The sequence below is a fragment of the Streptomyces sp. NPDC051684 genome (genome assembly GCF_044453445.1).
Taxonomy (GTDB): domain Bacteria; phylum Actinomycetota; class Actinomycetes; order Streptomycetales; family Streptomycetaceae; genus Streptomyces.
The window spans coordinates 238,129-250,172 of record NZ_JBITCS010000003.1; the positions used below are offsets into that span (position 1 = coordinate 238,129).

Below are 12,044 nucleotides of genomic sequence, written 5' to 3' on the forward strand. Positions count from 1 at the left end.
TGTCGGGGCCGCTGGGCCGGGGACGATGAGGTGGGGTAACCATGAACGCGCCGTACGACGGTGAGCGTGGCCACGGCTCGGGCGGCTCCGCCTCGGGCGATGGCCGGCCGTACGCCGGTTCACCACAGCCCGAGGGGCAGGTGCCGCCGCCGCAGCCTGCCCCCGACGCGTATCCGCAGGACGCGTACCTTCAGGACGCGTACGAGCAGGATCCGTACCGGGCGCACGACCTGACCGCCCAGGACCCGGTGACCGAGGCGCTGTACGACCGCGCCGCGCACCCGCCGCCGCCCCCGGGCTCGCAGCAGGCGCAGCAGCCCTTGTACGCGCCGCCGCCCGCGCAGCAGTACCAGCCCGACCCCCGCGTGTGGGCGCAGACGCCCGCGCCGGAGCCGGCGGGCCCCACACAGCATCTTCCGTACGGCGACGACGCCCGTACGACACAGTTCGTGGGCGTCGACGACCTAGTGACGCACTCCGCCGAGGAGAGCCACGAGCCGGACGCCTTCGCGCACCTGTACCGCGACCAGCAGCCCGGCCACAGCGGGGGCCGCCCGCCGGCCGAGCCCGTCGACAACCCGACGACCCAGCTCGGTCCTCCGCAGCCCCCGCCGCCACCGGCCGCCACGCCCGCACCGGCGCCCGCGGCGAAGAAGGGCGGCCGCGCCTCCAGCCTCATGAAGTCGAGCGCGGTGATGGCGGCGGGCACGCTCGTCTCCCGCCTGACCGGCTTCGTCCGCACCATGGTGATCACCGCGGCACTGGGCGCCGGACTCCTCGGTGACACCTGGTCCGTGGCCTACACACTGCCGACGATGATCTACATCCTCACCGTCGGCGGCGGCCTGAACTCGGTGTTCGTGCCGCAGCTGGTGCGCTCGATGAAGGAGGACGAGGACGGCGGCGAGGCCTTCGCCAACCGTCTGCTCACTCTGGTGATGGTGGCACTGGCCGCCATCACGGCGGTCGTCGTCTTCGCGGCGCCGCTGCTGATCCACCTGATGTCGAACACGGTCGCGGGCAACGAGGACGCCAACAGCGTCGGCGTCGCCTTCGCCCGCTACTGCCTGCCCACGATCTTCTTCATGGGCATCCACGTGGTGATGGGCCAGGTCCTGAACGCCCGCGGGAAGTTCGGCGCGATGATGTGGACCCCGGTCCTCAACAACATCGTCATGATCTTCACGTTCGGCACGTTCATCTGGGTCTACGGGACCGCGGCCGAGTCGCAGATGGGCGTCACGACCATCCCGGACGAGGGCATCCGCCTCCTCGGCATCGGCACCCTGCTCGGCCTCGTCGTGCAGTCGCTCGCGATGATCCCGTACCTGCGCGAGACCGGCTTCCGGTTCCGCCTGCGCTTCGACTGGAAGGGCCACGGCCTCGGCAAGGCCGTGAAGCTCGCCAAGTGGACCGTCCTGTTCGTCCTCGCCAACCAGGCGGGCGTGCTCGTGGTCACCCAGCTCGCCACCGCGGCGGGTGAGGCGTCCCCGGTCGACGGCACCGGCATCATGGGCTACTCGAACGCCCAGCTGATCTGGGGCATGCCGCAGGCGATCATCACCGTCTCCGTCATGGCCGCGCTGCTGCCGCGCATCTCGCGCTCCGCCCACGACGGCGACCCGGGCGCGGTCCGCGACGACATCTCCTCGGGCCTGCGCACCTCGGCCGTGGCGATCGTCCCGATCTCGTTCATGTTCGTCGCGCTCGGCGTACCGATGTGCACCCTGCTCTTCGGCTCCAGCGGCGTCGAGTCCGCCCAGTCCATGGGCTACATCCTGATGGCGTTCGGCATCGGCCTCATTCCGTACTCCGTTCAGTACGTCGTGCTGCGCGGCTTCTACGCGTACGAGGACACCCGCACGCCCTTCTACAACACGGTGATCGTCGCCGCGGTCAACGCCGCCGCAGCGGGCATCTGCTACCTGATCCTGCCCGCCCAGTGGGCCGTGGTCGGCATGGCGCTCTCCTACGGCATCGCGTACGCGATCGGCGTCGGTGTGGCCTGGAGGCGGCTGCGCAACCGGCTCGGCGGCGACCTGGACGGCGCGCACGTCGTCCGCACCTACGCCCGGCTCTGCCTCGCGTCGCTGCCGGCGACGGTGATCGGTGGCGGAATCGGGTACGCGGTCACGCAAGCACTCGGCCACGGCGTGCTCGGCTCGATCGCGGCGCTGGTCGTGGGCAGTGCGGCCCTGCTCGGAGTCTTCTACGTGGCAGCCCGCAAGATGAGGATCGAAGAACTGAATTCGCTGGTCGGTATGGTCCGTGGCCGTCTCGGCCGCTGAGTCGGCCGGAAGTGCGTGCAACCGGTGGCCATCGCGTGTCGTGCATAGCACCGGACTGTGGGCACAATTGGCTTTGGCGTCGGAGTGAGCGCAACGGATGGGGAGGCAGGAACGACGGTGGCGGAACGGAGCACGGCTGCCGTTGACGTGGCCGACAACGGCGGTGATGAACCGCTGACCGCCAAGGCGGACAAGGCGGAGCAGGCCACGGCCGACGGGGTGGCCGATACCGGGGCGCAGGACGCGCCGGAGCGCGAGGAGGCAGTGGACACCGCGGAGACGGGTACTCATCTGAGCCCCGGCGCGGCGTCGCCGCCCGAGTTGCACAGCGGCCACAAGCTCGCCAGACGCTACCGGCTCGAGGAGTGCGTCACCCGTCTGGACGGTTTCAGCAGCTGGCGTGCGGTGGACGAGAAGCTTCGCCGGGCCGTCGGCGTGCACATCCTGCCCGCCGATCACCCTCGGGGTCGTTCGGTGCTCGCTGCCGCGCGCTCGTCCGCCCTTCTGGGCGACCCCCGTTTCGTGCAGGTGCTGGACGCGGTCGAGGAGAACGATCTCGTCTACGTCGTCCACGAGTGGCTGCCCGACGCGACGGAGCTGACCGCTCTGCTCGCGCTCGCCCCGCTCGAGGCGCACGACGCGTACCAGATGGTCAGCCAGGTCTCCCACGCCATGGCCGCCGCCCACCGTGAGGGGCTCGCCCACCTGCGTCTGACGCCGAGCGCCGTGCTGCGCACGTCCACCGGGCAGTGGCGCATCCGCGGCCTCGCCGTGAACGCGTCGCTGCGCGGCATCACCTGCGACACCCCGCAGCGCGCCGACACCGAGGCGATCGGCGCCCTCCTGTACGCCTCGCTCACCCAGCGCTGGCCGTACGAGGACGACGCCTACGGCCTTTCCGGGCTGCCCAAGGGCGTCGGGCTCATCGCTCCCGACCAGGTGCGCGCCGGCGTCCACCGCGGTCTGGCGGAGCTCTCCATGCGCGCGCTGGCCAACGACGGGGCGACCGCGTCCCGCCAGGAGCCGCCGTGCACCACGCCGGAGGACCTGGTGAAGGCCATCGGCGAGATGCCCAGGATCCGACCGCCGGAGCCCGCTTTCACGGCGCCGCCCGAGTACCAGCGGACCACGTACCAGCAGGGGAGCTACGGCCGCACCACCCCGCACGCCACCCAGCCCGTGCCCACGCCGCCGCCCCCGCTGCACAGCCGTACCGGCAAGGCTCTCAAGTGGGGCGTCTCCGCGCTGCTCATCGCGGCCCTCGGCCTGGGCAGCTGGCAGCTCGCCGACGCCCTCATGGACCGTGGCAGCGCGGGCAGCTCCGGGTCCACGGACACCTCGGACGACGACGGCAAGGACGGCAAGCCGGACGCGAAGCCGCTCTCCATCGACAGTGCCAAGGAGTACGTCGCCGAAGGAGACGCCCAGGCACCGGGCGACGTCGCCAAGACGTACGACGACAGTAAGTCCACGTACTGGCGGACCAAGTCCTTCGTCGACGGCCCGAAGATGGTCATCAAGCCCGGTGTCGGCATCGTCTACGACCTCGGTTCCGCCAAGAACGTGTCGGCCGCCTCGATAGGGCTCCGATACGGCGGCGACCACACCACGGTCTCCCTGTACGCCGCTCCGTCCCTCGATCCGGGCTCGGTGTCCGGCCTGAAGCAGATCGGGTCCAAGACGGATTCGAGGACCACCTCCGCCAAGATCACGGCCGATGACCCGGTCAAGACGCGCTATCTGCTCGTCTGGCTGACTGCCCTGCCCCACGCAGGCCAGGATGGCTACAGCAGCGCGGGCTACAAGCAGGGCATCACCGACGTGGAGTTCACCGGCTGACGGGTTCGGCTCACCACGGGGAGGGGGTTCGACAGTGGACGACGCCTACGGCGAAGCAAACGATCAGGACCTCCTCGCCCGTCATGTCGCGGGCGACAAGGACGCCTTCGGTGAGATCGTCCGGCGACACCGCGACCGCCTGTGGGCCGTGGCCCTGCGCACCCTGGGGGACCGGGAGGAAGCCGCCGACGCGGTGCAGGACGCACTGGTCTCGGCCTATCGCGCCGCCCACACCTTCCGCGGCCAGTCCGCGGTGACGACCTGGCTGCACCGCATCACCGTCAACGCGTGCCTGGACCGGGCCCGCAAGTTGGCCTCGCGCAAGACGGCGCCCGTGGACGACGCCGACCGCCTGGACCAGCTCCTGGAGCCGCACGAGTCCGCGGAGGCTCCCGTCGAGCGCGGTGACCTGCACCGTCAGCTCCTGGAGGCGCTCTCGGTGCTGCCCAGCGATCAGCGGGCGGCCCTCGTCCTCGTCGACATGCAGGGCTACCCGGTCGCCGAGGCCGCGCAGATTCTCGACGTGCCGACCGGCACGGTCAAGAGCCGCTGCGCGCGCGGCCGGGCCAAACTGCTTCCGCTGCTGACACACCTCCGCAACGAGGGCGGGAGCCAGGAAGCCGGCGAGAACCCGCCCCCGGGAAGGAACCGGACGCAGGGGACATCCGTCCCACCCGCAGCGGGGCCTCGTGACGAGACAGGACCTGGCGATTCGGCTGCGGTGAAGGGCGGAGGTGGGCGAGCGTGACATCCACGACCGACACGGCAGAGCACCCGGAGGTCACCGAGATCTCCGACCTCGCCGAGGGACTGTTGCCTCCCACGCGTACGACCGATGTCCAGCAGCACCTCGACGGCTGCCCGCTCTGCGCCGATGTCCTCGCGACCCTGGAAGAGATCCGGGGCACGCTCGGTACCGTGTCGGATCCGCCGCGCATGCCCGAGGAGATCGCCAGCCGGATCGATGCCGCCCTGGCCTTCGAAAGCGACCGTGAAACGGGCCCCGTTTCACGTGAAACATCGACCGCGGCCGACCGGTCCGCAGATCGCCCCGCCGACCGCCCCGCGGGGCACGCGCACGGTGCCACCGGCCCAGGACGCAAGGCACGCTCCAGTCGGAGGCGCACTGGAGCCGTTCTCGGGGCCGTCCTGACGGTCACCGCGATCGGCGTGGGGGCTCTGCTCATCCAGAACGACGGGGGCGGCTCACCCGTCGCGCGGAAGAGTTCCGGCGCCTCGACCTTCGCCAAGGACTCCTTGGAGACGAAGGTCACGACGCTGCTCGGATCCTCCACTTTCGGCACGGAGGGCAACGGGCCCAGCACGCAGGGGACGAAGGCGCCGATGCAGAAGGGCGCCGTCTCGGTGCCCCCGTGCATCCAGCTCGGAACCCACCGGAACGAGGACCCGCTCGCCGCGGAGACCGGCACGTACGAAGGGAAGAAGGCCTACCTCGTCGTGCTGCCGCACAAGACCGATCCGGCCCATCGGGTCACCGCCTTCGTCGTCGATTCCTCCTGTGTCGGCTCGTCCTCCGGCTCAGCCGGCACGCTGCTGTACAAGCACGATTACGACCACGGCTCAGGGGCGCCCAAGAGCACTCGCTAGGTGTGGCGGGCACGTCGGGAATGCATGCCCCGTAGGATCCGTTGGGTGGGGTGAGAGTCCTCCGAATGGCCTCCCCCGGCAGTACGCAGCAGTCCCGCAGAGACGAGGAATCAAGCCGTGAGCGACGTCCGTAACGTGATCATCATCGGCTCCGGGCCCGCCGGCTACACGGCGGCGCTCTACACCGCGCGCGCGTCGCTGAAGCCGCTCGTGTTCGAGGGCGCCGTCACCGCTGGTGGCGCCCTTATGAACACGACCGACGTGGAGAACTTCCCCGGTTTCCAGGACGGCATCATGGGGCCCGAGCTCATGGACAACATGCGCGGCCAGGCCGAGCGCTTCGGCGCCGAGCTCGTCCCCGACGATGTCGTGGCCGTCGACCTGAGCGGCGAGATCAAGACCGTGACGGACACCGCGGGCACCGTCCACCGCGCGAAGGCCGTCATCGTCACCACCGGCTCCCAGCACCGCAAGCTCGGCCTCCCGAACGAGGACGCGCTCTCCGGCCGCGGCGTCTCCTGGTGCGCGACCTGTGACGGCTTCTTCTTCAAGGACCAGGACATCGCCGTCATCGGCGGAGGCGACACCGCGATGGAGGAGGCCACCTTCCTTTCGCGCTTCGCCAAGTCCGTGACGATCGTGCACCGCCGCGACACCCTGCGCGCCTCGAAGGCGATGCAGGAGCGTGCCTTCGCCGACCCGAAGATCAAGTTCATCTGGGACAGCGAGGTCGCCGAGGTCAAGGGCGACCCGAAGCTCGAGGGCCTGACGCTGCGCAACCTGAAGACGGGCGAGACCTCCGACCTCCCGGTCACCGGCCTGTTCATCGCGATCGGCCACGACCCGCGCACGGAGCTCTTCAAGGGCCAGCTCGAGCTGGACGACGAGGGCTACCTGAAGGTCGAGGCGCCCTCGACGCGCACGAACCTCGCCGGTGTCTTCGGCGCCGGCGACGTCGTGGACCACACCTACCGACAGGCGATCACGGCAGCCGGTACCGGCTGCTCCGCCGCTCTGGACGCCGAGCGCTTCCTGGCCTCGCTCGCCGACGGCGAAGCCGCCGAGCCCGAGAAGACCCAGACCGCCAGCGTCTGACCCGAACTTCTACTCAAGTAATCCCCCCGAGAAATGAGGAGCCTGCTGTGGCCGGCAACCTGAAGAACGTCACGGACGCCACATTCGACGAGGACGTCCTGAAGAGCGACAAGCCCGTCCTGGTCGACTTCTGGGCCGCCTGGTGCGGTCCGTGCCGCCAGATCGCGCCGTCGCTCGAGGCCATCGCCGCCGAGCACGGTGACAAGATCGAGGTCGTCAAGCTCAACATCGACGAGAACCCGGGCACGGCCGCCAAGTACGGCGTCATGTCGATCCCGACCCTGAACGTGTACCAGGGTGGCGAGGTCGCCAAGACCATCGTCGGTGCCAAGCCCAAGGCCGCCATCGTGCGCGACCTCGAGGACTTCATCGCCGAATAATCGCGCGATGCCGTTTCACAGACGGCGGTCGTTGTTTCACGTGAAACACAAACGGGCCGACCCTTCCGGGGGTCGGCCCGTTTCCGTTGTGTGGCCCCATCGAGCCGTCACAGCGGCCGGAGTGCCGGTTCCTTCTGTACGGCCCCCAGAAGCCGGTCCAGGGCCATCTCGACGTCTTCCTTCCAGGACAGCGTCGTCCGCAGCTCCAGACGCAGCCGTGGATACGAGGGATGGGGCCGCACGGTCTTGAACCCGACCGCCAACAGATGGTCGGCGGGAAGCAGACAGGCGGGCCCCTTCCACTGAGCGTCCCCGAAGGCCTCGATCGCCTTGAAGCCTCGGCGCAACAGATCCTTCGCAACGGTCTGCACGATCACCCGGCCCAGCCCCTGTCCCTGATAGTCGGGAGAGATCCAGGCCGTCATGAGCTGAACGGCATCGGGGGACACCGGACTTGTCGGAAAGGCAGTGGACCGTGGGACGTACGCGGGCGGTGCATAGAGCACGAACCCGACCGGAACGTCATCCACATAGACGACGCGGCCGCAGGAGCCCCACTCCAGCAGGACAGCGGAGATCCACGCTTCCTTCTCCAGTTCGGGCGTGCCCGCCTTTACCGCGGCCTGGCCGCTGACCGGGTCCAGTTCCCAGAAGACGCACGAACGACAGCGGTTGGGAAGGTCCGGGAGGTTGTCCAGCGTGAGCGGTACGAGCCTACGCCCCATGAAGGCAGTTCCTCGCTTCCTTCGCCCGCCGCTGCGCGGGCGGCCGTCAGAGCGCTCCGTTCCCTGAGCAGGCTGCCGACGAACCCGCCGACCGCTCCCAGGCCGAGACCAGCGGTCATCAGTCCGGTGCGACTCACCGATCGCATGACCCGCCTCCTGCTATGAGGTGCCACCGGGTGGATGCGCTCTTCCCGTCGCATCGTAACCACGATGGGATTCGCTCGATACCGTAGACAAGCAAAGAGCGGGCCGTGTTCCGGTACACACCGGAACACGGCCCGCTCGCTGTTCGTAAAGGGGCGGCGATCAGTCCTGTTCTTCGCCGTCCGTCTCCTCCGGGAGACCGTTCTGGAGCACGGGCCCCTCACCGGGAGCGAGGGAGCCGAGGATGCGCGACAGGTCGTCCATCGAGGCGAATTCGACGACGATCTTGCCCTTCTTCTGCCCCAGGTCGACCTTCACCCGCGTCTCGAAGCGGTCCGAGAGCCGCGTGGCCAGTTCGCTCAACGCCGGGGCGACCCGGGTACCGGCGCGCGGCCCCTTGGCCCGTGCGTTGCTCTTGGGACCCGACCCCATGAGGGTCACGATCTCCTCGACGGCCCGCACCGAGAGACCTTCGGCGACGATGCGATGGGCCAGCCGGTCCTGCTCCTCGGAGTCCTCGACGGAGAGCAGCGCACGCGCATGCCCTGCCGACAGCACACCCGCGGCCACCCGGCGCTGGACGGCCGGCGAAAGCTTCAGCAGACGCAGCGTGTTGGACACCTGCGGGCGGGACCGGCCGATCCGGTCGGCCAGCTGGTCGTGCGTGCAGTTGAAGTCCTTGAGCAACTGGTCGTAGGCGGCAGCCTCTTCCAGCGGGTTCAGCTGTGCACGGTGCAGGTTCTCCAGGAGCGCGTCGAGAAGGAGCTTCTCGTCGTCCGTGGCACGCACGATGGCCGGGATGCGCTCGAGCCCCGCCTCTCGGCAGGCCCTCCAGCGCCGCTCGCCCATGATGAGCTCGAAGTCGCCGGCCCCCACCTGTCGTACAACGACAGGCTGCAGCAGGCCGACTTCCTTGATGGACGTGATGAGCTCGGCGAGAGCGTCCTCGTCGAACACCTCACGCGGCTGGCGCGGGTTGGGTGTGATGGCGTCGATCGGCAGCTCGGCGAAGTGCGCTCCCGCGGGGCGCTCGAAGGCCTCGGCCGTCGTGGCCGCCGACTCCTCGGTTTCCCGTGAAACAGGAGGCTGCGACAGCGCGGCCACCTTGGCAGCCGCCACTCCACGCTCGGTCGTCAGCACCGGCACCGAGGCAGGAGACGTCGACGCCCCTCCCGCCTGCGTGGCCGGGCCCGTCTTCTCTGGTGTGGGGGCAGCCGGGATCAGCGCGCCGAGTCCTCGGCCAAGTCCCCTCCGTCGATCACTCACTGCATCCCCTCCGCCGTACTCTGCTGGTCAAGTTGAGCGCCCATGTGGGCACTCGGGGCCTCGTAGTGAATCCCGACTCCGCGCAGCGCCATCTCTCGTGCCGCTTCGAGGTAGGAGAGTGCCCCGCTCGACCCTGGATCGTAGGTCAACACGGTCTGCCCGTAACTCGGGGCCTCCGAAATACGCACCGACCGCGGAATGCTCGTCCGGAGGACCTCGCCGGCGAAGTGGTTACGGACTTCGTCCGCGACCTGGGACGCCAGCCGCGTCCGGCCGTCGTACATCGTGAGCAGGATCGTGGAAACGTGCAGGGCGGGGTTGAGGTGTCCGCGCACGAGATCCACGTTCCGCAGAAGCTGGCCGAGGCCCTCCAGCGCGTAGTACTCGCACTGGATCGGGATCAGCACCTCCGCGCCGGCGACCATGGCGTTGATCGTCAGGAGGCCGAGCGACGGCGGGCAGTCGATGAGGATGTAGTCCAGCGGCTGCTCGTACGCCTGGATGGCGCGCTGCAGTCGGCTCTCCCGCGCGACCAGGGATACCAGCTCGATCTCCGCACCGGCGAGATCGATGGTGGCCGGGGCGCAGAAGAGACCCTCCACGTCGGGGACGGGCTGGACGACTTCGGAGAGCGGCTTGCTGTCGACCAACACGTCGTAGACGGAGGGCACTTCGGAGTGATGGTCGACACCCAGAGCCGTTGAGGCGTTGCCCTGTGGGTCCAGGTCCACCACCAGGACGCGTGCGCCGTGCAGCGCAAGTGAGGCGGCAAGGTTGACCGTTGTCGTGGTCTTACCGACCCCGCCCTTCTGGTTGGCCACCACCATGACGCGGGTCTGCTCAGGTCGCGGCAGGCCCTCGCCTGCGCGACCAAGAGCTTCTACTGCCAGTTGGGCAGCACGACCGATGGGTGTGTCGTCCATCGGGGGCGGCGTTTCACGTGAAACATCCTCCCCCACCGACTCGGTACGGGGACCGGGGACCGGATCGGTCATCGGTCCCGCGATGTTGGCGTCGGACCGCAAGGATTCACTCTCCTCGACTTCAGGCTCGCAATGAACAGAGCCTCCCATGCCTTCGGGGTCGAGAACCAGCGAGGCCCGTGCTTCTGTGGACGAATCCCCCTCTGTGGACAACTCCATGTCCGTATCGAGGGATCCGAGGGGTTTCCGGTCGCGGGGAGCGGCCGCCGCGCGGCCACGACTGATGATGCCCTGCAGCAGTGAGCGACGTTTCACGTGAAACACGATGCACCGCAGCCCGATGCACTCCCGTGCGACACCCCGAGTTGGGTACGTTTGACGGCTTTTATGGAGTACTGCTGGGTGTCAGCGCCTGCGCCGGGCACGCCCCGTGCGGGCCGCCTTGGCGCGCTTCGCCGCGAAACGCACACCGCCGGGACTCTCCCCGACCTCTACACGCACGACGGTCGACAGGGGGTCCACCACGCCCTCACCGACGTGCAGCACCGATGTCTCCACCGCGCCGAGCTTGCTCAGGGCGGTGGCAGCGCTCTTGAGCTCTTCCTCCGCCGTGTCGCCCTTGAGCGCCAGCATCTCCCCGTACGGCCGGAGCAACGGAACGCCCCACGCGGCCAGCCGGTCCAGCGGGGCCACGGCGCGGGCAGTGACGACATGGACGGGCGTCAGCTTGCCGAGGACTTCCTCGGCCCGGCCCCGCACCACGGTCACATGGTCAAGCCCGAGCAGTTCGACGACTTCCGTCAGGAACGTCGTACGACGGAGCAACGGCTCCAGCAGGGTGATCTTGAGGTCGGGGCGGACCAGCGCGAGCGGAATGCCCGGCAGGCCCGCACCCGAACCGACGTCGCACACGGTGACGCCCTCGGGGACCACCTCGGAGAGCACGGCGCAGTTCAGGATGTGCCGCGCCCACAGACGCGGCACCTCGCGAGGCCCGATGAGGCCACGTTGCACTCCCGCGTCGGCGAGAAGCTCCGCGTACCGGACCGCGTCCGGGAAGCGCTCCCCGAATACCGCCCGGGCCTGCTCCGGGGCCGGGGGGAGTTCTGCTGCCTCCGTCACGGGAACCGTCCTTCCGTACCGCTCTACCGCAGTAAGTGGCTGACTAACAGGCTGACAAAGATCGGCCCCGCCTGCGAAACAGACGGGGCCGGAAGGCGACGTGCGCTGCCGTTCAGGCAGGAAGCACGACGACGAAGCGCTGCGGCTCCTCGCCCTCGGACTCACTGCGCAGGCCGGCCGCCTTGATGGCGTCGTGCACGACCTTGCGCTCGAAGGGCGTCATCGGGTTCATCTTGACCGGCTCACCGGTGTTCTTCACCTCGGCCGCGGCCTTGGCGCCCTGCTCGCTGAGCTCGGCACGCTTCTTCGCGCGGTAGCCGGCGATGTCCAGCATCAGGCGGCTGCGGTCCCCGGTCTCCCGGTGCACCGCGAGGCGGGTCAGCTCCTGGAGCGCCTCGAGGACCTCCCCGTCGCGGCCGACCAGCTTCTGAAGATCGCGGCTGCTCACATCGCTGACGATGGACACGGCGGCACGGTCGGCCTCCACGTCCATGTCGATGTCGCCGTCGAGGTCGGCGATGTCCAGCAGACCCTCGAGGTAGTCCGCGGCGATCTCACCCTCCTGCTCGAGGCGGGTCAGGGTGTCGCCACCCTCAGCAGCGGCGGTGGTGCCTTCCGTCACGGGATGGGCTCCTTCTTGCGTCAAGGCTTGCG

11 protein-coding genes are annotated in these 12,044 nt (G+C 69.2%); 6 read left to right on the plus strand and 5 right to left on the minus strand.

The features are described from left to right. Nucleotides 1-41: 41 nt before the first annotated feature. From murJ to trxA, 6 genes are all read left to right on the plus strand, one after another. On the plus strand, nucleotides 42-2,288 hold the full coding sequence (murJ, locus tag ACIA8D_RS05345; RefSeq protein WP_399228869.1) for a murein biosynthesis integral membrane protein MurJ: 2,247 nt from the start codon (nucleotides 42-44) through the stop codon (nucleotides 2,286-2,288). A 117-nt stretch (nucleotides 2,289-2,405) separates the two neighbouring features. Further along, complete coding sequence (locus tag ACIA8D_RS05350; protein WP_399228871.1) at nucleotides 2,406-4,127, plus strand: protein kinase family protein; 1,722 nt, start codon at nucleotides 2,406-2,408, stop codon at nucleotides 4,125-4,127. Nucleotides 4,128-4,161: 34 nt separating this feature from the next. Further along, nucleotides 4,162-4,875 carry an RNA polymerase sigma factor SigM gene (gene sigM / locus ACIA8D_RS05355; protein WP_399228873.1) on the plus strand — a complete coding sequence of 238 codons (714 nt, stop codon included), beginning with the start codon at nucleotides 4,162-4,164 and terminating at the stop codon, nucleotides 4,873-4,875. Further along, nucleotides 4,872-5,735, plus strand: coding sequence for an anti-sigma factor family protein (locus ACIA8D_RS05360; protein ID WP_399228875.1), 864 nt, complete (start codon nucleotides 4,872-4,874; stop codon nucleotides 5,733-5,735). The genes sigM and ACIA8D_RS05360 overlap by 4 nt, the downstream gene beginning before the upstream one ends. A 117-nt stretch (nucleotides 5,736-5,852) precedes the next feature. Beyond that, entirely contained in the window at nucleotides 5,853-6,830 is a 978-nt protein-coding gene (gene trxB / locus ACIA8D_RS05365) for a thioredoxin-disulfide reductase (protein WP_399228876.1), read from the plus strand. Nucleotides 6,831-6,877: 47 nt separating this feature from the next. After that, complete coding sequence (trxA, locus tag ACIA8D_RS05370) at nucleotides 6,878-7,210, plus strand: thioredoxin (RefSeq protein ID WP_389282929.1); 333 nt, start codon at nucleotides 6,878-6,880, stop codon at nucleotides 7,208-7,210. Between the two features lie 107 nt (nucleotides 7,211-7,317). Here the strand turns inward: trxA and ACIA8D_RS05375 are convergent, their stop codons facing one another. The 5 genes from ACIA8D_RS05375 to ACIA8D_RS05395 form a co-directional block, all read right to left on the minus strand. Further along, entirely contained in the window at nucleotides 7,318-7,935 is a 618-nt protein-coding gene (locus tag ACIA8D_RS05375; RefSeq protein ID WP_399228878.1) for a GNAT family N-acetyltransferase, read from the minus strand. Nucleotides 7,936-8,241: 306 nt separating this feature from the next. Then, entirely contained in the window at nucleotides 8,242-9,345 is a 1,104-nt protein-coding gene (locus ACIA8D_RS05380) for a ParB/RepB/Spo0J family partition protein (protein WP_399228880.1), read from the minus strand. Then, nucleotides 9,342-10,418, minus strand: coding sequence for an AAA family ATPase (locus ACIA8D_RS05385; protein ID WP_399229101.1), 1,077 nt, complete (start codon nucleotides 10,416-10,418; stop codon nucleotides 9,342-9,344). The genes ACIA8D_RS05380 and ACIA8D_RS05385 overlap by 4 nt, the downstream gene beginning before the upstream one ends. A 255-nt stretch (nucleotides 10,419-10,673) precedes the next feature. Next, nucleotides 10,674-11,390: a 16S rRNA (guanine(527)-N(7))-methyltransferase RsmG gene (gene rsmG / locus ACIA8D_RS05390; RefSeq protein ID WP_399228882.1), complete on the minus strand. Its 717-nt coding sequence runs from the start codon at nucleotides 11,388-11,390 to the stop codon at nucleotides 10,674-10,676. A gap of 112 nt (nucleotides 11,391-11,502) precedes the next feature. Beyond that, nucleotides 11,503-12,012, minus strand: a complete 510-nt coding sequence (locus ACIA8D_RS05395; protein ID WP_399228884.1) for a protein jag — start codon at nucleotides 12,010-12,012, stop codon at nucleotides 11,503-11,505. Nucleotides 12,013-12,044: the final 32 nt, after the last annotated feature.

What these genes read in the sequence shown, in the direction of transcription:
- murJ (WP_399228869.1), top strand. Translation starts at nt 42, where the DNA reads ATGAACGCGCCGTACGACGGTGAGCGTGGCCACGGCTCGGGCGGCTCC.
- ACIA8D_RS05385 (WP_399229101.1), bottom strand. Translation starts at nt 10,418, where the DNA reads ATGGGAGGCTCTGTTCATTGCGAGCCTGAAGTCGAGGAGAGTGAATCC.
- ACIA8D_RS05375 (WP_399228878.1), bottom strand. Translation starts at nt 7,935, where the DNA reads ATGGGGCGTAGGCTCGTACCGCTCACGCTGGACAACCTCCCGGACCTT.